20 protein-coding genes are annotated in these 21,926 nt (G+C 61.6%); 9 read left to right on the forward strand and 11 right to left on the reverse strand.

Translation table 11 applies throughout. The annotated features are described in order from the left end of the window. The first annotated feature begins 87 nt into the window (after positions 1-87). Together MJP36_RS23145 and MJP36_RS23150 are read left to right on the forward strand one after the other, a co-directional pair. Positions 88-2,646: a TonB-dependent receptor gene (locus tag MJP36_RS23145; RefSeq protein WP_244384076.1), complete on the forward strand. Its 2,559-nt coding sequence runs from the start codon at positions 88-90 to the stop codon at positions 2,644-2,646. 116 nt (positions 2,647-2,762) lie between these two features. After that, the gene (locus tag MJP36_RS23150; protein ID WP_244384077.1) at positions 2,763-3,701 is read left to right on the forward strand and encodes a DMT family transporter; all 939 of its coding nucleotides are present in this window, start codon (positions 2,763-2,765) and stop codon (positions 3,699-3,701) included. A 45-nt stretch (positions 3,702-3,746) separates the two neighbouring features. Here the strand turns inward: MJP36_RS23150 and MJP36_RS23155 are convergent, their stop codons facing one another. The 4 genes from MJP36_RS23155 to MJP36_RS23170 all read right to left on the reverse strand — a co-directional run bounded on the left by MJP36_RS23155 (position 3,747) and on the right by MJP36_RS23170 (position 7,056). Further along, the gene (locus MJP36_RS23155; protein ID WP_244384078.1) at positions 3,747-4,964 is read right to left on the reverse strand and encodes a class I SAM-dependent methyltransferase; all 1,218 of its coding nucleotides are present in this window, start codon (positions 4,962-4,964) and stop codon (positions 3,747-3,749) included. Positions 4,965-5,051: 87 nt separating this feature from the next. After that, positions 5,052-5,669: a TPM domain-containing protein gene (locus MJP36_RS23160; protein WP_060753756.1), complete on the reverse strand. Its 618-nt coding sequence runs from the start codon at positions 5,667-5,669 to the stop codon at positions 5,052-5,054. Positions 5,670-5,697: 28 nt separating this feature from the next. Further along, complete coding sequence (locus tag MJP36_RS23165; RefSeq protein ID WP_060753757.1) at positions 5,698-6,426, reverse strand: TPM domain-containing protein; 729 nt, start codon at positions 6,424-6,426, stop codon at positions 5,698-5,700. A gap of 18 nt (positions 6,427-6,444) precedes the next feature. Further along, complete coding sequence (locus tag MJP36_RS23170) at positions 6,445-7,056, reverse strand: LemA family protein (RefSeq protein WP_244384079.1); 612 nt, start codon at positions 7,054-7,056, stop codon at positions 6,445-6,447. 242 nt (positions 7,057-7,298) lie between these two features. Between MJP36_RS23170 and bglX the strand changes: the two genes are divergently transcribed. Continuing rightward, positions 7,299-9,590 carry a beta-glucosidase BglX gene (gene bglX / locus MJP36_RS23175; protein WP_104995755.1) on the forward strand — a complete coding sequence of 764 codons (2,292 nt, stop codon included), beginning with the start codon at positions 7,299-7,301 and terminating at the stop codon, positions 9,588-9,590. Between the two features lie 127 nt (positions 9,591-9,717). On the opposite strand, the gene MJP36_RS23180 is transcribed toward bglX, so the two are convergent. The 5 genes from MJP36_RS23180 to MJP36_RS23200 form a co-directional block, all read right to left on the reverse strand. Beyond that, positions 9,718-10,875 carry a phospholipase D-like domain-containing protein gene (locus MJP36_RS23180; RefSeq protein ID WP_244384080.1) on the reverse strand — a complete coding sequence of 386 codons (1,158 nt, stop codon included), beginning with the start codon at positions 10,873-10,875 and terminating at the stop codon, positions 9,718-9,720. A 1-nt stretch (position 10,876) separates the two neighbouring features. Then, a complete protein-coding gene (locus tag MJP36_RS23185) occupies positions 10,877-11,455 on the reverse strand; it encodes a YceI family protein (protein ID WP_161549730.1) in 579 nt (192 codons plus the stop codon). A 117-nt stretch (positions 11,456-11,572) separates the two neighbouring features. Beyond that, on the reverse strand, positions 11,573-13,009 hold the full coding sequence (locus tag MJP36_RS23190; RefSeq protein WP_244384081.1) for an amidase: 1,437 nt from the start codon (positions 13,007-13,009) through the stop codon (positions 11,573-11,575). A gap of 126 nt (positions 13,010-13,135) precedes the next feature. Further along, positions 13,136-13,450, reverse strand: coding sequence for an amidase (locus tag MJP36_RS23195; RefSeq protein ID WP_104995753.1), 315 nt, complete (start codon positions 13,448-13,450; stop codon positions 13,136-13,138). Beyond that, entirely contained in the window at positions 13,447-14,520 is a 1,074-nt protein-coding gene (locus MJP36_RS23200; protein WP_244384082.1) for a serine hydrolase domain-containing protein, read from the reverse strand. Before MJP36_RS23200 ends, MJP36_RS23195 begins: the two co-directional genes overlap by 4 nt. A 188-nt stretch (positions 14,521-14,708) precedes the next feature. On the opposite strand from MJP36_RS23200, the gene olsB reads away from it, so the two are divergent. Together olsB and MJP36_RS23210 are read left to right on the forward strand one after the other, a co-directional pair. After that, complete coding sequence (gene olsB, locus MJP36_RS23205) at positions 14,709-15,464, forward strand: L-ornithine N(alpha)-acyltransferase (RefSeq protein WP_060753765.1); 756 nt, start codon at positions 14,709-14,711, stop codon at positions 15,462-15,464. Then, positions 15,464-16,255: a lysophospholipid acyltransferase family protein gene (locus MJP36_RS23210; RefSeq protein ID WP_060753766.1), complete on the forward strand. Its 792-nt coding sequence runs from the start codon at positions 15,464-15,466 to the stop codon at positions 16,253-16,255. Before olsB ends, MJP36_RS23210 begins: the two co-directional genes overlap by 1 nt. Before the next feature lie 5 nt (positions 16,256-16,260). Here the strand turns inward: MJP36_RS23210 and MJP36_RS23215 are convergent, their stop codons facing one another. After that, on the reverse strand, positions 16,261-16,878 hold the full coding sequence (locus tag MJP36_RS23215) for an acyl carrier protein phosphodiesterase (protein WP_244384083.1): 618 nt from the start codon (positions 16,876-16,878) through the stop codon (positions 16,261-16,263). A gap of 153 nt (positions 16,879-17,031) precedes the next feature. Between MJP36_RS23215 and MJP36_RS23220 the strand changes: the two genes are divergently transcribed. The 3 genes from MJP36_RS23220 to MJP36_RS23230 are packed head-to-tail and all read left to right on the forward strand — an operon-like array spanning position 17,032 to position 19,621. Continuing rightward, positions 17,032-17,358, forward strand: coding sequence for an ArsR/SmtB family transcription factor (locus MJP36_RS23220; protein WP_060753768.1), 327 nt, complete (start codon positions 17,032-17,034; stop codon positions 17,356-17,358). 13 nt (positions 17,359-17,371) lie between these two features. Continuing rightward, positions 17,372-18,538 carry an MFS transporter gene (locus MJP36_RS23225; RefSeq protein WP_161549734.1) on the forward strand — a complete coding sequence of 389 codons (1,167 nt, stop codon included), beginning with the start codon at positions 17,372-17,374 and terminating at the stop codon, positions 18,536-18,538. 27 nt (positions 18,539-18,565) lie between these two features. Next, complete coding sequence (locus MJP36_RS23230; RefSeq protein WP_244384084.1) at positions 18,566-19,621, forward strand: alkene reductase; 1,056 nt, start codon at positions 18,566-18,568, stop codon at positions 19,619-19,621. A 256-nt stretch (positions 19,622-19,877) separates the two neighbouring features. Here the strand turns inward: MJP36_RS23230 and MJP36_RS23235 are convergent, their stop codons facing one another. Next, positions 19,878-20,510 (reverse strand): TetR family transcriptional regulator, encoded by a 633-nt coding sequence (locus tag MJP36_RS23235; protein WP_060753771.1) that lies wholly within the window; start codon positions 20,508-20,510, stop codon positions 19,878-19,880. Between the two features lie 265 nt (positions 20,511-20,775). Here MJP36_RS23235 and MJP36_RS23240 point away from each other — a divergent pair, with 265 nt between their 5' ends. Beyond that, positions 20,776-21,924, forward strand: a complete 1,149-nt coding sequence (locus MJP36_RS23240; RefSeq protein WP_244384085.1) for an efflux RND transporter periplasmic adaptor subunit — start codon at positions 20,776-20,778, stop codon at positions 21,922-21,924. The last annotated feature ends 2 nt before the right edge of the window (positions 21,925-21,926 follow it).

A 21,926-nucleotide genomic window follows, 5' to 3' on the forward strand; every position in this document is an offset into this window, starting at 1 on the left:
TGTGGTTTTTTTTGCCTGCTCCGTCTTCCTCCCGACTGTGTTTGATACGCACACCTTTTTGGCTGTTCAGCCGCACCGGGGGATTTCATGTTTCGCGCGCCTTGCCACGCTTCGCACCTGTTTCTTCGACCCAGCCTCATTGCCACCTGCCTGGCGTTCAGCCTCAGTGCCCAGGCTGAGTCGTTCAAACTGCAACTGCCCGCCCAGCCGCTGGCCCTATCCCTGAGCCAGGTGGCGCAACAGGCGAAAATCCAGCTGCTGTTCGATGAAACGTTGCTCAAAAACACGCAGGCACCGGCGCTCAGCGGTGATTTCACCCCGGAAGTGGCGATTCGCAGCTTGTTGCAAAACGGCGAGTTCACCCTGATCAAAGTCGGCACGACTTACGTGGTGCGTCCCGACGAAGGCAAGACCACCCAAAGCGGCGCGATCCAACTGGACGCCCTCAGCGTGATCGGCACCGGCAACGAAGTCGACTCCGCCACCGTCAACCGTTCCACCCTGACCCAAGCCGATATCGACCGCTACCAGTCCAACAACATCCCCAGCCTGTTGCAGACCTTGCCCGGCGTAAGCCAGGGCGGCTCGCTCAAACCCGGCGGCCAGACCATCAACATCCGTGGCTTCGGTGACGCCGAAGACGTGCCGCTGACCGTCGATGGCGCCACCAAGAGCGGCTTTGAGCGCTATCAACAAGGCACGGTGTTTATCGAGCCCGAGCTGATCAAAAGCATCGAGGTGGAAAAAGGCCCGCACTCGCCGTTCACCGGCAACGGCGGTTTTGGCGGCACGGTCAACATGACCACCAAGGACGCCCCCGACCTGCTCCAGGACGGCCGCAACAGCGGCGCCATGCTCAAATATGGCTACTCCAGCAACGACCATGAACAGGTCTACAGCAGTGCCGTGTATGGCCGCACCGACGACGGCCGTTTCGACGCGCTGGCCTACCTGACCCAACGTGACGGCGGCGACATGAAGGTGGCCGGCAAACTGCCCAACGACAACAACCAGTACCCGATCAACCCCCAGCGCCTGCCCAACTCGGCACAGGATGTGGATGGCAAGTTGTTCAAGGTCAACGCGCACTTCACCGATGAGCACAGCGTGGGCTTGTCCTACTCGCGCTCCCACAGCAACCGCTGGACACCGTTCTCCGCCGCCAGCTACCCGACGCCGCCGACCCAGGCCAACATCGACCGCTACGGCTATGAAAACGCACTGAAACGCTTTTTGGCCCAACGCGACACCACCGACACCACCTGGTCGGGCAAGTACGAATACACACCGCTGGATAACCCGTTGGTGGACCTGACCGTCAAGTACTCCCAGTCCAACACCGAGCAGACGGACGAGCGCGACGCCACCGCGTTCTTCCAGCTCGCCAGCGGCGGACGCAAGATGGACACGTCCTACACCGACAAGAACCTGGACGTACGCAACGTCAGCCTGTTCAGCACCGGGCCGTTGCAACACGCGCTGACGGTGGGTGGGCAGATCCGCAAGCACATCCGCGAAACCGAGATGTGGATGCCCGGTGCCACCTATAACAGCGCACGTTACAACTATGGGCATTTCCAGCCCGGCTTCATGCCCCACGGCAAAGTCGATACCAACAGTTTCTTCGTGCAGGATGCAGTCACCGTCGGGGATGTGACCATCACCCCATCGCTGCGCTACGACCACGTGCGCAACCGCGGCGAAGGCAATGATGCGCCGTACTACAACAACCCGGATCCGTCCTACGGCCACAACTACAGCGACCGCACCTACACCGGCTGGTCGCCGCGCCTGGCGCTGTTCTGGAACGTCACCCCACACCTGGGGCTGTTCGCCAACTGGAGCAAGACCTGGCGCGCGCCGGTCATCGACGAGCAATATGAAGTCCAGGGCCTGGGCAGCCGCACCGCCACCAGTCTCGACCTCGACCCGGAACGCATCACCTCGATCAGCCTGGGCAGCGTGACCAGCTTCGATCACGTCATCACCCAGGACGACAATCTGCAACTGCGCACCACGCTCTTCCATAACAAGGTCGAAGACGAAATCTTCAAGGCCACGGGGGTGGGCTGCCAGAACCAGGCCATCAACGGCGGCACGATTTCCAGCGCCTGCCCACCGGGCGCGCTGTCCAACTACCGCAACATCGGCGGCATGACCATCAAGGGCTTTGAACTGGAGTCGTTCTACAACTCCACTTACCTGTTCGGTTCGGTGTCGTTCGCGTATGCCAAAGGCGACCACGAAGGCGCCTACACCAACCCCTGGGGGCCGGATGTACCGGCACGTGACATTCCACCGACCAAGTGGGTACTGGTGCTGGGCACCCACATTCCGGCCTGGGATGCCCAGGTGGGCTGGATGGGCCAGTTCATCGGCGCGACCGACCGCCTGCCCAGCGACAAATATTCCGGCGGCCCGAGCAGCAGTGTCGGCGACCTGTTCTACGACCAATACGGCAACAAGCGTTACAACACCCAGGGCCTGTTCGCCAAATGGAAACCCCAACAGGCTTACCTCAAAGGCACCGAGGTGAACTTCACCGTCGACAACCTGTTCAACGAAAACTTCCGTCCGGCCTTGAGCGGCGACCGTGCCTACACCAAGGGCCGCGACGCGAAGATCAGCATTACGCGGTTCTTCTAAAACTGTACGGATAAATCCGCACGCAGCTGTAGGCCCCCGGTTGACGGGGGTTGTGGCTAGATGGGCTTCCCTGGAAGCCCTCTGGATTTGGGCTTCTCTCTATTTCGGATGCCCCCATGAGCTCGCGCGAAAACACCGGTATGGCCCTCGGCCTGCTGGGTGTCATCATCTTCAGCCTGACCCTGCCCTTCACCCGCATCGTGGTGCAGGAAATCCACCCGTTGCTCAACGGCCTGGGTCGCGCCTTGTTCGCGGCGGTGCCGGCGGCCGCGCTGTTGTTGTGGCGCCGCGAACGCTGGCCGACCTGGCGCCAAGTGCGTGGGTTGTGCCTGGTCATCGCCGGCGTGATCCTGGGTTTCCCGGTGCTGTCGGCCTGGGCCATGCAAACCTTGCCGGCGTCCCATGGCGCGTTGGTCAACGGCCTGCAACCGCTGTGCGTGGCGTTGTACGCAGCGTGGCTGTCCCATGAGCGGCCGTCGAAAGCCTTCTGGGCCTGTGCGGCGCTGGGCAGTGGGTTGGTGCTGGGTTACGCCTTGATCACCGGCGCCGGCAGTATCCAGGCGGGCGACCTGCTGATGCTCGGCGCGATTGCCGTTGGCGGCCTGGGTTATGCCGAAGGCGGCCGACTGGCCAAGGAGATGGGCGGCTGGCAGGTGATCTGCTGGGCACTGGTGCTGTCTACGCCCGTGTTGATCGGCCCGGTGTGGTACCTGGCGGCGCAACATCAAGGAACAATCTCGCTGCGCACCTGGTGGGCGTTCGGCTATGTGTCGCTGTTTTCGCAGTTTCTGGGGTTCTTTGCCTGGTACGCCGGGCTGGCCATGGGTGGCATTGCCCGGGTCAGCCAGATTCAACTGCTGCAGATCTTCTTCACCATCGCCTTTTCGGCGTTGTTCTTTGGCGAACATATCGAGCCGGTGACCTGGCTGTTTGCCTGCGGGGTGATCGCGACCGTCATGCTGGGGCGCAAGACCGCGGTGCAGCCTGCACCAGTCTCCAAACCAAGGGGGCTTGCTCCCGATAGCGGTGCATCAGCCCGTCAATCCGTTGACTGACACGCTGCCATCGGGAGCAAGCCCCCTCCCACACCTGGACTGCGTTTAGACCAGGTACCCGTCTGCGCGCAGCAGGGTTTCCAGGCAGTGCTCGGTGATGTGGTAGAACGCCTTCAGCTCTTGAATTTTCTCCAGCAACTGGGCGTTGTCCAACGGTTCGGCGCGTTTGACCGCGAGGATCATCTTGTTCTTGTTGGTGTGTTCCAGGGAGATGAACTCGAACACCTTCGTCTCGTAGCCACAGGCTTCAAGGAACAGTGCACGCAGGCTGTCGGTGACCATTTCCGCCTGTTGGCCCAGGTGCAGGCCGTATTGCAGCATCGGCTTCAATAGCACCGGGCTCTGGATCTGCAGGCGAATCTGTTTGTGGCAGCACGGCGAGCACATGATGATCGACGCGCCGGAGCGGATGCCGGTGTGGATCGCGTAGTCGGTGGCGATATCGCAGGCATGCAGGGCGATCATCACGTCCAGCTCGCTGGGCGCCACGCTGCGCACATCACCGCATTTGAACACCAGCCCCGGGTGCTCCAGGCGTGCGGCGGCGTTGTTGCACAGGGTGACCATGTCTTCACGCAGCTCAACGCCCGTCACTTCGCCCTCGGCCTTGAGGGTGTTGCGCAGGTAGTCGTGGATGGCGAAGGTCAGGTAGCCCTTGCCCGAGCCGAAATCGGCGACGCGCACCGGCTGGTCGAGCTTGAGCGGTGAAGAGGTCAACGCATGGCTGAAGACTTCAATGAATTTGTTGATCTGCTTCCACTTGCGCGACATCGACGGGATCAGCGTCTGTTTGGCGTCGGTCACCCCCAGGTCGGCAAGGAACGGCCGGCTCAGGTCGAGGAAACGATTTTTCTCACGGTTATGCTCGGCGGAAGGAGCCTCCCGCAGTTGTTGTGGCTTGCTTTTGAACAGCGAGCTTTTGTTCTTCTTGCTGTATTCCAACTGGGCTTCATCAGTCAGCGACAGCAAGTGCGCGTTCTTGAACGAGGCCGGCAGCAGCTCGGCAATCGCCTTGACGCCTTCGGCCAGGGGCAAATTCTTGGTGATGTCGCGCGTCTTGTAGCGGTAGACGAAAGACAGGCAAGGCTGCTCCTTGACCGCCACCTGCTTGATGATCAGCCGTTGCAGCTCGGCCTCCGTGCCCACGTACTTGGCCAGCACCAGTTTGATAAAGGCGTTCTGCGCGAGGCTGGCGTTCAACAGTTCGATGAACTGGGCATGATGATCCGGCGCAGGGCTGGCGGGTTGAGCGGTGACGGACATGAACAAAAACGCCTCGGGCTGGGAATGCCGGGCATTTTAGGGGGGATAGCCCTTCAGGGCACGGAGTTATTTGACCAGTGGTACGCCTTACTCCAGCACCACCAGTCGATTGGGCAGTTCGTTACGCGTCTGCGTCACCGGCACATGCACCTTCAACAACTCGCCACAGGCCTCGATGCACGCGATAAACCCCGCCAATGTCTGCCCCTGCTTCACCTGCTGGGTAAACGCCTTGACGATCCCATCCCAACTGCTGTTATCCAGGTGCCTGGAAATACCCTCATCCACCAGGATCTCCACATACCGCTCCGCCTCGCTGACAAAGATCAGCACCCCAGTGCTGCCCAGCGTGTGGTGCAGGTTCTGCTCCAGAAACTGCCGCCGTGCCAGGTTGGACGCGCGCCAATGGCGCACCGAACGCGGGATCAACCGGGTGGTGACCTTGGGCAGGCGGAACACCAGGCACAACACGATGAAGGTCACCCATTGCGCCAGCAACAAGGTGTACATGGTCAGATAACCCGACAGGTAATGCACCACGCCGGGCACCACTAACGCGATCAGGCTGGCCCACAACAGCGGGATGTAGGCGTAGTCGTCGGCGCGGGCGGCCAGTACGGTCACCAGTTCCGCGTCGGTGTCTTTTTCCACGCGGGCAATCGCTTGCGCGACTTGGCGCTGCTCGTGCTCAGTCAGTAATGCCATGGTTGTGCTTGCTCTCTCATTATTATCATCACCAGCCGCCTGACGCCCCGCCGCCGCCGAAGCCACCACCGCCGCCCCGGAAACCACCGCCGCCTCCCCCGCCGCCACCACCACGACCGCTGTTGCTGAGAATGGCCAGCAGGATCGCCCCCACCGGCAGGCCCATGCGATTGCACAGCCACAACACGCCGATCAGCAGAATAAACAGGCCGATGGAAAACCCGGGATTATCCTTGGCAAAGTTGGCATCCGCCACATGGGCCGGCACGGCCAGCGGTTCGCCGCCCACCACTTGCAGCATTGCCGCCACGCCGTCGCTGATGCCTTTGCTGTAGTTACCGGCCTTGAAAGCCGGTGCGATCACCTGGTTGATGATGACCCACGACTGCGCATCCGTCAGCACGCCCTCCAGGCCGTAACCGACTTCGATACGCAATTTGCGCTCATCGCGGGCGACGATCAACAGCGCGCCGTTGTCCTTGCCCTTCTGGCCAATGCCCCACTGGCGGCCCAATTGATAACCGAAGTCCTCAATGGGCACACCTTGCAAGTCAGGCACGGTGACCACCACGATCTGGTCGCCCGTGGTTTGCTCCAGCGCCTGCAATTGCTGAGTCAGTTGCTGGCGCGTCGCCGGGTCGATCATCTGGGCGTCGTCCACCACCCGCCCGGTCAGCGCCGGGAAGGTCAGCGCCGCCTGGGCCGCACCGACACAGGCCAACCAGCACAGCGCCAGGCCTATCCTTAATAAACGCATCGACACCTCAGGGAAGCCTTATTTGAACTTCACTTGGGGCGCTTTATCGGCATCGGCACTGGTGGCTTCGAACGTCGCGCGGATCGGCAGATCGCTGTACATGATGCTGTGCCACATGCGACCCGGGAAGGTGCGGATCTCGGTGTTGTACGCCTGTACCGCCTGGATAAAGTCACGCCGGGCCACGGCGATACGGTTTTCAGTACCTTCAAGCTGGGATTGCAGGGCCAGGAAGTTCTGGTTGGCCTTCAGGTCCGGGTAACGCTCGGACACCACCATCAAGCGGCTGAGGGCACCGCTCAAGCCGTCCTGGGCTTGCTGGAACTGCTTGAGTTTTTCCGGGTTATCGAGGGTGCTGGCATCCACCTGGATCGAAGTGGCCTTGGCCCGCGCTTCGATCACAGCGGTCAGGGTGTCCTGCTCATGGGCCGCGTAACCCTTGACCACTTCCACCAGGTTGGGGATCAGGTCGGCGCGCCGTTGGTACTGGTTCTGCACCTGGCCCCAGGCTGCCTTGGCCTGTTCATCCAGTGTGGGAATGGTGTTGATGCCGCAACCGCTGAGCACTGTACTGAGCAAAAGCAAAGCGGCGGCCTTGAAGCCCCAGCGGTAGGTGTGTGCTGCTTGCATGGTGGTTCTCCTGGTGCAACGAGATGAATTTGACGGCTGGCCCTATCGCTCACACGCTTGAGGCATAATCCGCGACCACGACTGGATTGCGTCGAGTCAATCAGCTAAAAGATGCCCAGCGCAAATAAGAGTTCAGAAGTGTGGTGCATTTTCAGCAATAACACTCGAACAACAACATAGGTTCCCCACATTTTGGCAGAACGGCGTATTTACGCCGTGCAGTGTGCCGAAAAAGGATATTCATGAAAAAGCTGTGTTTGCTCGGCCTTGTTGCCACTCTGGCCACTCACCCCGTATGGGCAGAAACAAAGCCTGCTGCGCTTAAAGACAAGGACGCCTTCGTCAGCGACCTGCTCAAGCAGATGACCCTGGATGAAAAGATCGGCCAATTGCGCCTGATCAGCATCGGCCCGGAAATGCCCCGCGAGCTGATCCGCAAGGAAATCGCCGCAGGCCGCATCGGCGGCACGTTCAACTCCATCACCCGCCCGGAAAACCGTCCGATGCAGGACGCGGCCATGCGCAGCCGGTTGAAGATCCCGATGTTCTTCGCCTATGACGTGATCCACGGCCACCGGACCATTTTCCCGATCAGCCTGGCCCTCGCCTCCAGCTGGGACATGGACGCCATCGGTCGCTCCGGGCGCATCGCCGCCCAGGAAGCCGCCGCCGACAGCCTCGACATCACCTTTGCGCCGATGGTCGACATCTCCCGCGACCCCCGCTGGGGCCGTACGTCCGAAGGTTTCGGCGAAGACACCTATCTGGTCTCGCGCATTGCCGAAGTGATGGTCAAGGCGTTCCAGGGCGCCAGCCCCGCCAACGCCGACAGCCTCATGGCCAGCGTCAAGCACTTCGCCCTGTATGGCGCGGTGGAAGGCGGCCGCGACTACAACGTCGTCGACATGAGCCCAATCAAGATGTACCAGGACTACCTGCCGCCCTACCATGCGGCGATCAAGGCCGGTTCCGGCGGCGTGATGGTGGCGCTCAACTCCATCAACGGCGTGCCCGCCACCGCCAACACCTGGCTGATGAACGACCTGCTGCGCAAGGACTGGGGCTTCAAGGGCCTGGCCGTCAGCGACCACGGCGCGATCGTCGAGCTGATCAAGCACGGCGTGGCCAAGGACGGGCGTGAAGCCGCCAAGCTGGCGATCAAGGCCGGTATCGACATGAGCATGAACGACTCGCTGTACGGCAAGGAACTGCCGGGGTTGCTCAAGTCCGGCGAAATCCAGCAGAGCGACATCGACAACGCCGTGCGTGAAGTGCTCGGCGCCAAGTACGACATGGGCCTGTTCAAAGACCCGTACCTGCGCATCGGCAAGGCCGAGGACGATCCGGCCGACACCTACGCCGACAGCCGCCTGCACCGCAGCGACGCCCGCGACATTGCGCGCCGCAGCCTGGTGCTGCTGAAAAACCAGCATGACACCCTGCCGCTGAAAAAATCCGCGACCATCGCCCTGGTTGGCCCGCTGGCCAAGGCACCGATCGACATGATGGGCAGTTGGGCCGCGGCCGGTAAGCCGGAACAATCGGTGACCCTGCTCGACGGCATGAACGCGGTGATCGGCGAAAAAGGCAAGATCATCTACGCCCGTGGCGCCAACATCACCAACGACAAGGCGGTGGTCGACTACCTCAACTTCCTCAATTTCGATGCACCGGAAGTGGTGGATGACACCCGCCCAGCCCAGGTGATGATCGACGAGGCCGTGAAAGCCGCCAAGGACGCCGACGTGGTCGTGGCGGCCGTGGGTGAATCGCGGGGCATGTCCCACGAGTCCTCCAGCCGCACCGACCTGAACATCCCGCAAAGCCAGCGCGACTTGATCAAGGCGCTCAAAGCCACCGGCAAACCCCTGGTGCTGGTGCTGATGAACGGCCGCCCACTGTCGATTCTCGATGAGAACCAGCAGGCCGATGCGATCCTGGAAACCTGGTTCGCCGGCACTGAAGGCGGCAACGCTATCGCTGACGTGCTGTTCGGTGACTACAACCCATCGGGCAAGCTGCCGATCACCTTCCCTCGTTCGGTGGGCCAGATTCCGACCTACTACAACCACCTGACCATTGGACGGCCATTCACCCCAGGCAAACCGGGCAACTACACCTCGCAATACTTCGATGACACCACCGGGCCGCTGTTCCCGTTCGGCTACGGCCTGAGCTACACCACGTTCAGCCTGTCGGACATGGCATTGTCGTCCACGACCCTGAACAAGACCGGCAAGCTCGACGCCAGCGTCACGCTGAAAAACACCGGCAAGGTGGATGGCGAAACCGTGGTGCAGCTGTATATCCAGGATGTGGCCGGTTCGATGATCCGCCCGATCAAGGAGTTGAAGAATTTCCAGAAAGTCATGCTCAAGGCGGGTGAAGAACGCACCTTGCACTTCACCATCACCGAGGACGACTTGAAGTTCTACAACACCCAGCTCAAATACGCAGCGGAACCGGGTGAATTCAACGTGCAGATCGGGCTCGACTCCCAGGATGTGCAACAGCAGACGTTCGAACTGCTCTAAAAATGTGGGAGGGGGCTTGCTCCCGATAGCGGTGGATCAGTCAATATTTTCAGAGGCTGACACCCTGCAATCGGGAGCAAGCCGAATCCTCGCACCGCCCCTCCCATATTTGATTTCATTGACCTGGTTAGCCGCGTCTATCCAGCAAGTTCACCACCAACCGATCAATCCACCCCCACACCCGCTGTTTCACCCGTCGCCACAACGGCCGAGCCTTCCAGGCCTCCAGGCTCACCGCCTGGCTCAGTGCAAAGTCACGCTCGAAACTGCCCGCCACCGCCTGCGTCAATGCCGGGTCCAGCGCTTCGAGGTTGGCTTCCAGGTTGAAGCGCAGATTCCAGTGATCGAAATTGCACGAGCCCACACTCACCCAGTCATCCACCAGCACCATTTTCAGGTGCAGGAAGCACGGCTGGTATTCGAAGATCTGCACACCCGAGCGCAGCAGGCGCGGGTAATAGCGGTGCCCGGCGTAACGCACGGACGGGTGATCGGTGCGCGGGCCGGTGAGCAACAAGCGCACATCCACGCCCCGCGCCGCCGCCCGACGCAGGGCACGACGCACGCCCCAGGTCGGCAAAAAGTACGGGGTGGCAAGCCAGATGCGTTGCTGGCTGCGGTTCAGTGAGCGCAGCAGTGATTGCAAGATATCGCGGTGCTGACGGGCATCGGCATACGCCACCCGGCCAAGGCCCGGGCCTGTCGCCGGCACCTTGGGCAAGCGCGGCAAACCGAAATGGCGGGAGGCTTTCCACTCGCGACGCGCCGCATTGGCCTGCCATTGGCGGTCGAACAATGCCTGCCAGTCCTGCACCAGTGGGCCGTGTATTTGCACCATCACCTCGTGCCAATCGGCGGTGTCGTTGCCCGGCGTCCAGAACTCATCCGTGGCCCCGGTGCCGCCCACAAATGCGTTATGCCGGTCGATCAACAAGAGCTTGCGATGATCGCGGTACAAGTTGCCCATCCACCGGCGCCAGTTGAGGCGATTGTAAAACCGCAGCTCGACACCGGCGTCGATCAAACGCTTACGCAGCCCCAGGGTAAATGCCAGGCTGCCGTAATCATCGAACAGACAACGCACCTGCACGCCACGTTCGGCGGCCACGACCAGCGCCTGCACCATGGCTTCGGCACAAGCCCCGGCTTCCACCAGATAGAGTTCAAGGTCCACCTGCTGCTCAGCTCGGGCAATGCCCACCAGCATCTGCGGGAAAAAACTCGGCCCGTCGATCAGCAACTCGAAACGGTTGGCGCTGCGCCAGGGGAACACTGCGCCGCCCATGTCAGCGCGCCGAAAAGATCAGTACCGCACCCACCGGCACCGACAAGCTGATAGACGTGAGCCCGGCCGCCTTACGCAAGGCCGCAACACCCGGCATCAGCTCGAAATCCTCGGCGTGCACCACCACAGGTTGCAGGGTCACGACCTGGAACCGGCGATCATCCAGGCGCGTGGCGAGCAGCTCGGCACTGTAAGTCTGGGTCTTGCCATGCAGCGTGACCGCCAGCGGCAGACGCAACTCCAACTGTGCGCCCGGCGCCAGATCGTTGATCGGTTGCAGGTTGATCTGCGCGTTGATCCGGGCTTCAGGGAAAGTCTTGATTTCAAACAGGTCATTGCGCATGCGCTCATCGCGCAGGGGGATGCCACTGTTGATCGACTCCAGCTCCACCTCCAACTGCGCCGCGCCGTTGCCATCCACCTTGCCATGCAACACCAGGAAGCGATGCACTTCGGCAATTTCAGTGTTTTTGGTGGTCACGAACGACAGGCGCGAGGACTCGTTATCCAGGTACCAATCGGCATGGGCAGGTAAGGCGGTGGCGGCCAGGAGGGCGAAGGCCAAGGGTTTGATTGACATTAACGACTCGCGGGGGAAAACCTGAGCGAACCTTAAGCGCAATGTCATGAACGGTGCAAATCCATTGTGGGGGGAGGCGCGCCAGGCCAACGCCAGGTCCTACGTCAACCAATCAACCTATCCCCCTAGACACGCAGGCGGCCGCCTCTGCACCCATTGCGTCAGTTGCTCATGGGCATACGCCAATTGCAGGACCGCATGGTCGGCCTGCGCCGGGCCGATGATCTGCAGGCCCATGGGCAGGCCCTGGGGGTTGAAGCCCACCGGGATGCTCATGCTTGGCAGGCCGGCCAGGGTGGGGCCGATCACCACTTCCATCCAGCGATGGTAGGTGTCCATGTCACGCCCTGCCACCTGGCGCGGCCAGGGCTGTCGGGCATCGAAAGGGAATACTTGGGCCGTGGGCAACAACAGGAAATCGTAACGTTCGAACAGCTTGGCCAACGCGCGATACCACTCGCTGCGATCCGCCGAGGCCTGATACACCTGCTGGGCACTCAAGCCCAGGCCACCCTCCACTTCCCATTGCGCCTCGGGCTTGAGCAAGGCGCGTTTTTTCGGGTTGGCGTAGGCCCCAGCCAGGTTGCCATGCACCAACCAGTGGCGATGTACCAACCAACTACGCCACAGGCGCGCCATGGAAAAGTCCGGCAGGCAGCTCTCGACGTTGCAACCCAGCGTGGCGAAATCCCCGAAGGCCGATTCGCACAGGCTCATGATCCCGTCTTCCATCGGCAGGTAACCGTTATAGTCGCCCAGCCAGCCCAGGCGCGTGCCCTTGAAGTCACGCGCCAAGGGTTGGCCCAGGACGCGCGGATCGTCCTTGGATGACAACGGTACCCGTGGGTCATAACCCGCCTGGATGCTCAGCAGTTGCGCCACATCCGTCACGCTGCGGCCCATCGGGCCTTCGGTGCTCAATTGCTGCACGAACAGTTCCGGCACCGGCCCGTGGGGCACCCGGCCCTGGGACGGGCGCAAGCCGAACACATTGTTGAATGCCGCCGGGTTGCGCAACGAACCCATCATGTCGCTGCCATCGGCCACCGGCAGCATGCGCAGCGCCAGGGCCACGGCCGCCCCGCCGCTGCTGCCGCCTGCGACACGGCTGGGGTCGTACGCGTTTCCGGTGGTGCCGAACAGCGTGTTGTAGGTCTGTGAGCCGAGGCCGAACTCCGGCACGTTGCTCTTGCCGATGATGATCGAGCCGCTGGCACGCACGCGTGCCACGCTGATCGCGTCTTCTGTCGGCACATGGTCGGCGAACAATGGCGAACCCAGGGTCGTGCGTAACCCCTGGGTGGCCGCCAGGTCCTTGATCGCCTGGGGCATGCCGTGCATCCAGCCACGGGACCGGCCCTGGGCCAATTCGCGATCACAGGCCCGCGCCTCGGCCAGCACCTCATCGGCTTCGCGCAGCGACACCAGCGCATTCACGCTCGGGTTGAAACGCTGGATCTGCGCCAGAAATGCCAGCATCACTTCTTCGCAGGAGACCTGCCGGGCGTGGATCGCCCGTGACAGTTGCGCGGCATCCCAATCAACAATACTCAAGGCCTCACCTCACTCGCAAACGATAGCGGCTACCTGGCAAACGCTACCTCATGCGTACAGTAAGCACACCGGCAGGGGCAGCCTGCAAGCTGACAACAACGGCGTTGTGCATACCTGGGTGAAACTTCAAGGCAACAAGCGGCAGCCCTGGCGGTCCCCCATCCACCGCGCAGTATGGGTGCGCCCCAAGCCGCTGGCGGTGACTTCACTGCGCTGCGGGTTATCGCTCAACGCATTGATCGGCACGTACTGCTTCACATACCCGCGGCAATAATCGGCCGGGTTGTTCTCCACATACCGGCACGAACAATATTCCTTGGCCGTGTACGCCGCGATGATGTCGGGGAAGGCTTGCAGGTTGACGCGCTCGTGCCAGATCCAACCCAGCAAGGCGAGCAACAACAGTAGAAACAGACTGGTAAACGGTCGACGGCGGATCATAGTTGCACCGCCGCAAGCACGCGTTTGAGCAATTCGTTATGGCGGTAGCTACCATCGCGGTCGTCGCCGTAACGCACGATCACCAAGTGTTCGTCGGGCATCACAAACAGCGCCTGGCCCCAGTGGCCGAGGGCGGCAAAGGTGTCGGCAGGGGCGTCGGGCCAGGGTTGCGGCACGCCTTTGTTAAGCCACCAATGCCCACCCGGCACCGCGTCGTCCTGGCCGGCTTTGTAGCGGTCGAACGGCTGGCGGTTGAAGGTGACCCAGTCTTTGGGCAGCAACTGCTGATCACCCCAGCGCCCGTCGCGCGCCATCAGCAGGCCGACCCGCGCCAGATCGCGGGCGGTGAGGTAGGCGTAGGACGAGGCGACAAAGGTTTCATTGGCATCGGTTTCCCACGTGGCGTTGTGAATGCCCAGCGGTTTGAAGAGCGCGTCCCACGGGTAACTCATATAGGCCTTGTGACCGAGCATGCCTTTGAGGGCGGCGGAGAGGATATTGCTGTCGCCGCTGGAGTAACGGAACGCCTGGCCTGGCGGGTTGACGGACGCGGTGTCTGCGGCGAAGTCGGCCATATCGCCACGGCCGCGGGTGTAGAGCATTGCCACCACCGAGGAATTCAGCGGGGCGTATTCATAGTCCTCCTGCCAGTCCAGGCCCGAGGCCCAGTGCAGCAAGTCGGCCATCGTCACCGTGGGGTGTTGTTTCATCGGCGGGTAAAAGCGCGCCACGGGGTCGCTCAGCTTGAAGCGGTTTTCGCCGTAGGCCACGCCGAGCACAGTGGCCATCAGGCTTTTACTGACGGACCACGTCAGGTGCGGCGTGCTGGCCGTGGTGGGCGCGCCGTAGCGCTCATAAATGATCTGGCCATCGCGGATCACCAGCAAGGCATCGGTGCGGATGCCTTTGCGGGTGACGTCATCGCGGGCTGGGAATGCGTAGGCGTCCAATGCATCGACAGCAGGGCCGGAAAGCGCTGTGCCCTTGGCCCATTCCTTGTCGGGCCAGGTTTCGGCGTGGGCGGTAACGGTGACGAACAGCAGGGCGACACACAGCAAGCCTCTGACCATAAACGCAGACTCAACGAGGGGGGCATTCAAGCCCGCGAGCCTAGCCGAGGCCGATGACAGATTTGCGACAAACAGCCTGTCATCCAACCGTCACCGTAACTTCATGGAGATGACACCGAGGCTACATAGCCTGAGTTTGGACAAACAAGTCGACCGGCCGGTAAGTGGCCGGCACTCGGAGATTCGCCATGACTCAGATCGCCCGCATCAGCGACACCGGCAATGAACGCCGCCTGCAAGCCGAACGCCTGGTTGGCGCACAGGCGTTGCAGGAAGCCCAGGCCCTGCGGTTCAACGTGTTCAGCGGCGAATTCAACGCCAAGCTGAAAGGTGCGGAACTGGGCCTGGACATGGATGATTATGATGTTCACTGCAGCCACATCGGCGTGCGTGATTTGAACAGCGGTCGACTGGTGGCGACCACCCGTTTGCTGGACCACCAGGCAGCCGGCACTCTGGGCCGGTTCTACAGTGAAGAAGAATTCAGCCTGCACGGTTTGTTGCATCTGCAAGGCCCGATCCTGGAAATCGGCCGCACGTGCGTCGACCCCGCTTACCGCAACGGCGGCACCATCGCGGTACTGTGGGGCGAGTTGGCCGAGGTGCTCAACGAGGGCGGCTACAGCTACCTGATGGGCTGCGCGAGCATTCCGATGCACGATGGCGGCATCCAGGCCCACGCGATCATGCAGCGCCTGCGCGAACGCTACCTGTGCAACGAACACTTGCGCGCCGAACCGAAAAAGCCGCTGCCGGCGCTGGACCTGCCGTCCAACGTCATCGCCGAGATGCCGCCCTTGCTCAAGGCGTATATGCGCCTGGGTGCGAAGATCTGCGGTGAGCCGTGCTGGGATGAAGACTTCCAGGTGGCCGACGTATTTATCCTGCTCAAGCGCGATGAGTTATGCCCGCGTTACGCCCGCCACTTCAAGGCGGCGATGTGATGAGCCGTCTGCGCGTCTATGGGCGCATTGCACGGGTGTTGCTGGTGGTGGCGCTGGGCTTGAGCATGGCCAGTGTCTTTGGGGTGTTCGAACGCCTGGGTGTCGCCAACTCAATGGTGCGACGCCAGCGCTGGTCGCGATTCTTCATGGCGCGGTTGACTAACGCCCTGCCCTTTCGCGTGACGGTACACGGCGAGCTGCCGCAAACGCCGATGCTGTGGGTGAGTAATCACGTATCCTGGACCGACATTCCGCTGCTGGGCATGGTCACGCCGATGTCGTTCCTGTCCAAGGCCGAAGTGCGCACCTGGCCGGTCGCCGGCTGGTTGGCGGCCAAGGCCGGCAGCCTGTTTATCCGCCGGGGCTCGGGCGACAGCCAGTTGATCCGCAAGCAGATGACCCGCCATCTGGAGCAGCAGCACCCACTGCTGATGTTCCCGGAGGGCACCACCACCGACGGGCGCAGCCTGCGCACCTTCCACGGACGCTTGCTGGCCAGTGCCATTGATGCCGAGGTGTCACTGCAACCGGTGGCCATCCGTTATCTGCGCGGCGGCCAGGTGGATCCGCTGGCACCGTTCATTGGCGATGATGATTTGCTCTCGCACCTGATGCGCCTGTTTGCCAATGACCAGGGCGATGTCGAGATTCATGTGCTCAAGCCGATTGCCTGTGCCGGCCAGGAACGCGCGGCATTGGCGTACCAGGCGCAGCAAGCGGTGCAGAAAGCCTTGTTCGGGCCGCTGCCGGAGATCGAGCAGGTGGATGCACGGCCTGCATTCGCTGCCTGAATCGTTCAAATGCGGGAGGGGCCTGCTCCCTCCCACACTTGGCCTGATGCTGCCAGTTGGGTGCTGGCAAACGCCTGCAGTTGCGGATAGAACACCCGGAAGTCCTCACTCAACGGCTCATAGAGCACCCGCAATTCCTGCATCGCATGGCCCAGTTCTGCGGGCTGTGTCAGGCGCCGTGATATCCCCCGCAACACCTGCTCCATCACCGCAAACTCGCGGTAGGAACCCAACCAGTCATCCGCCGCCATATAGGGGGCGATCTGCGCCAGGCGCCCTGGCAACTGCGGTTCGGCCGCCAGTACGCGATACACCTGCGAGGTGAAGCGCTCCAGCGGTTGGTCGGCATACACCAGCCAGTCCCGCGCCAGGCAGTGGTCGAAAAACACATCGAGGACGATCCCGGCATAACGCCGGCGGGTCAGGCTGAAGCGCGACAACGCCTGCCCCACCCGTGGGTGGCTGTCGGTGTAGCGGTCGATTGAGCGGTGCAGCGCAATGGCCGATTCGATTTGCGGGCTGAACTGGCCCTGCAGGCGGCCTTTGACGAAGTCGCCATAGAGGCTGCCCAACAGTTGCGCAGGAAGTTGGCCGCCCAGGTGCAGATGTGCGAGATAATTCATGCCGTGCAGTCTAACACTGCCGCCAACGTATCGTTATAACCCGATATACCGAATTGATCGGCATTAAGACCAAAATCATATTGGTATATCGGAATTCAACGATTTAAAGTTCGCCTCATCGCGATATAACGCTGCAAGCAACGAGCAACCGCCATGTCCATCGACCTCGACGAAATAATAAAAGCCCTGGCACACCCAGTACGACGAGACATCCTCACCTGGCTTAAAGACCCCAAGGTGCAGTTTCCCGAGCAACTGCATAACCACGAATACGGCATTTGCGCCGGGCAGATCGACCAGCGCTGCGGCTTGTCCCAGTCGACGGTGTCGGCCCACCTGGCCACCTTGCAACGGGCCGGTCTGATCAGCAGCCAGAAGGCTGGGCAGTGGCACTTTTTCAAACGCAACGAGGAAACCATCCAAGCCTTCCTCGCTGCGCTCATTACCGAACTCAGCGCTGACGATAAGGCAGCGCTGTAACAAGGACAGGATAATGCCTCTCTCGCTACTCATACTGGCCCTGAGCGCCTTTGCCATCGGCACCACCGAGTTCGTCATCATGGGCTTGTTGCCCGATGTGGCGGCAGACTTGGGTGTGTCGATTCCAGGTGCCGGCTGGCTGGTGACCGGCTACGCCCTGGGCGTGGCCATCGGCGCGCCCTTCATGGCATTGGCGACCGCCAAGCTGCCACGCAAGGCCGCCCTGGTAGTGCTGATGGGCATCTTCATTATCGGCAATCTGCTCTGCGCCCTGGCCAGCGACTACAACGTGCTGATGTTTGCCCGCGTGGTGACCGCGCTGTGCCACGGTGCCTTCTTCGGTATCGGTTCGGTGGTAGCCGCCAACCTGGTGCCCGCCAACAAGCGTGCCTCGGCCGTGGCCTTGATGTTCACCGGCTTGACCCTGGCCAACGTGCTTGGCGTGCCATTGGGCACGGCGCTGGGGCAGGCAGCCGGCTGGCGCTCGACCTTCTGGGCCGTCACCGTGATTGGCGTAGTGGCGTTGATCGGTCTGATCCGCTTCCTGCCCGCCAAGCGTGATGAAGAAAAACTCGACATGCGCGCCGAACTCAAAGCGCTGCAGGGCGCCGGTATCTGGCTGTCGCTGAGCATGACCGCGCTGTTTTCAGCGTCCATGTTCACGCTCTTTACCTACGTCGCGCCGTTGCTGGGCGATGTCACCGGCGTGTCGCCCAAGGGCGTGACCTGGACACTGTTGCTGATCGGCCTGGGCCTCACCCTGGGCAACATCATCGGCGGCAAGCTGGCGGACAAACGCCTGGGCGCCACTTTGATCGGCGTGTTCATCAGCATGGCGGTGGTTTCTACCGTACTGAGCTGGACCAGCACCGCTCTGATCCCGACTGAAATCACCCTATTCCTGTGGGCCACCGCTGCGTTCGCCGCCGTCCCTGCGCTGCAAATCAACGTGGTGACCTTCGGCAAGGCTGCACCGAACTTGGTGTCCACCCTGAACATCGGCGCTTTCAATGTCGGCAACGCCCTCGGCGCCTGGGTGGGCGGCAGTGTGATTGCCCACGGCCTCGGCCTGACCAGCGTGCCCCTGGCCGCCGGTGCCCTGGCGGTGCTCGCGCTGCTGGTGACCTTGATGACTTTCCGTCAGGGCGGCGATGCCGACCTGGCCCCTGCGACCAACTGATCAACTTAATAGAGAGAGTGTTTTCCCATGACGACTATTTTCGATCCGATCAAACTGGGTGACCTGGAACTGTCCAACCGCATCATCATGGCGCCGCTGACCCGCTGCCGCGCCGATGCCGGTCGCGTTCCCAATGCACTGATGGCCGAGTACTACGTGCAACGTGCTTCCGCCGGGCTGATCCTCAGCGAAGCCACTTCGGTCACGCCGATGGGCGTGGGTTACCCTGACACTCCGGGCATCTGGTCCAACGACCAAGTGCGCGGCTGGGCGAATGTCACCAAGGCCGTGCACGGCGCGGGCGGCAAGATTTTCCTGCAACTGTGGCACGTAGGGCGCATCTCGCATGAGTCCTACCTGAACGGCGAAACGCCAGTGGCCCCGAGCGCCATCCAGCCTAAAGGCCACGTCAGCCTGGTGCGCCCACTGGCCGACTACCCTACCCCGCGCGCCCTGGAAACCGCTGAAATCGCCGACATCGTCGACGCCTACCGCGTGGGTGCGGAAAACGCCAAGGCCGCAGGTTTTGACGGTGTGGAAATCCACGGCGCCAACGGCTACCTGCTCGACCAATTCCTGCAAAGCAGCACCAACCAGCGTACCGACAACTATGGCGGCTCCCTGGAAAACCGTGCGCGCCTGCTGCTGGAAGTGACCGACGCTGCGATTGAAGTCTGGGGTGCCGGCCGTGTGGGTGTACACCTGGCTCCGCGCGCCGACTCCCATGACATGGGCGACGAGAACCTGGCGGAAACCTTCACCTACGTCGCGAGCGAACTGGGCAAGCGTGGTATCGCCTTCATCTGCTCCCGCGAAAAAGAAGGCGCCGACAGCCTCGGCCCACAGCTGAAAAAAGCCTTCGGCGGCCCGTACATCGCCAACGAGCGCTTCACCAAGGACAGCGCCAACGCCTGGCTGGCTGCCGGCAAAGCGGATGCGGTGGCCTTCGGCGTACCGTTCATTGCCAACCCGGACCTGCCGGCCCGCCTGAAGGCCGATGCACCGCTGAACGAAGCGCACCCGGAAACCTTCTACGGCAAAGGCCCGGTGGGTTACATCGACTACCCGACGATGGCGCTTTGATTGCCACTCTGAAGTAGTAGTACGACAATAAAATGTGGGAGGGGGCTTGCCCCCTCCCACATTTTTGCTTTGTATAGCCTATGAGGAAACATTCCTTCACAGGCTTGCAACAAAATCGCTACAAAATACTTAGGCGGCTACCTATCAACCGCCGGTCAGCCCGTATATAAAGTCATCCTGCCCATCAGGCGAAGGGGCGATTGACTGTTTCTGGAATTTGCCGTTGACACAACTGGAAGCAATTACGCATTTTGTCTTAATTGCGCAGGCTGGGGCTCAGGCGCAGCATGTCCAGCCCTGCATCCACCCAACGCTCGGCGTCCTGGTGCAGTTGGAAGCTGTCAGGCACCAGTAGCCATTGGCCAATCAAGCCGTGGATGTAGGCGTGGATGCACACGGCACCACGGGTAGTGTCCAGGTTTTCCGGCAGTTGTCCCCGATTGACCGCGTTACGCAACGTCAGGCCGATGCGCAGGTTGCATTCAAGACTGTGGGTCTGGCGTTGGCGCCGCATGTCACACATTTCATCGGTGAACTCGCACTTATGAAACAGGATTTCGTTGATGCGCCGGGTTTTCGGGTCCAGGGCCACTTGATGATAAAGATGGATCAACAGCTTGCGCATACAGCCCAGCGGGTCGACTTCATCCTCGCTTTCACTCGCCCTGGCCAATTCGTCCAGGGGTTCGTGCAGTGTGTCCAGCAGTGCCTGGAACAAGTCGGACTTGTTACTGAAATGCCAGTAAATGGCACCGCGTGTCACGCCGGCCAGCGTGGCGATGTCCGCCAGCGTGGTCCGCGCGACGCCGCGCTGATAAAAGGCGTGCTCGGCGGCCTCGAGAATCTGGCTGCGCGTTTCCTGAGCTTCCTCTTTAGTGCGACGAACCATGGCAGTAAAACCTCAATCAGAACACTTGGGATGATCGGTAACGAGCATCTGAATAATTGTGGGACGACGCCGTCAGGGGCGCCGAACGTACTAGAATCGAGGCTTTCAGCGGTGCTTTGTCAACATTGCGCGAAGCCTGTCAAGAGTTTACAAACAACCATGAACGTAAGTATATTGCGTAGCAAGCTACTTATCTACTCACAGCTTGTTTTTTACCCTTCCACACTGCTTGTGCGCACTCTGCGCGCCTGACCCGAGGATCTTCATGCAACTTAAGCCAGCTGTTACCGCTCTGGTCACTGCCGTCGCCCTGGCATCGCTGCTCAGCGGATGTAAAAAGGAAGAAGCGGCTCCGCCCGCTCAAACCCCTCAGGTCGGCGTGGTCACCATTCAACCGCAAGCCTTTACCCTGACCACTGAACTGCCGGGCCGCACCACGGCTTACCGCATTGCGGAAGTCCGCCCCCAGGTCAATGGCATCATTCTCAAGCGCCTGTTCAAGGAAGGCGGCGACGTGAAGGAAGGGCAGCAGCTCTACCAGATCGACCCGTCGGTGTATGAAGCCACCCTGAAAAGCGCCCAAGCCAGCCTGACCCAGACCAAGTCCATCAGCGACCGCTACAAGCAGTTGGTCAATGAACAGGCCGTCAGTCGCCAGGAATACGACACCGCCGTGGCCAACCGCATGACCGCCGAAGCCAATGTGCAAACCGCCCAGATCAACGTGCGCTACACTAAAGTGTTCGCGCCGATCTCCGGGCGTATCGGCCGTTCTTCGGTGACCGAAGGCGCGCTGGTCAGCAATGGCCAGACCGATGCACTGGCGGTGATCCAGCAGTTGGACCCGATCTACGTCGACGTCACGCAGTCCTCGGCTGAAATGCTGAAACTGCGCCGCGACCTGGAAAGCGGCCAGCTGCAAAAAGCTGGCGACAACGCCGCCAAGGTCAAGCTGACCCTGGAAGACGGCACCGCCTACGGCCTGGACGGCAAGCTGGAGTTCTCGGAAGTGTCGGTCGACCAGACCACCGGTTCCGTGACCCTGCGCGCCGTGTTCCCCAACCCTGACCACACCCTGCTGCCAGGCATGTTCGTCCACGCCCAACTGCAAGCCGGTGTGAACAGCGAGGCTATCCTGGCACCGCAGCAAGGCGTGACCCGTGACCTCAAGGGCATCCCGACGGCACTGGTCGTGAATCAGGACAACAAGGTCGAACAGCGCGTCCTGGTCGCGAACCGCACTGCCGGGGCCTACTGGCTGGTTGAAAAAGGCCTCAAGGCCGGTGACCGCGTGATCACCGAGGGGCTGCAGTTCATCAAGCCGGGCATCGAAGTCAAGGTCAAGGACGCTGATAACGCTAAACCCGCCGGTACGGCTGCAGCACCTGCTGCCGCTGCTGGTAAAGGGGAGTAATT

It is taken from the genome of Pseudomonas palleroniana, from assembly GCF_022836895.1.
Lineage (GTDB): Bacteria > Pseudomonadota > Gammaproteobacteria > Pseudomonadales > Pseudomonadaceae > Aquipseudomonas > Aquipseudomonas palleroniana.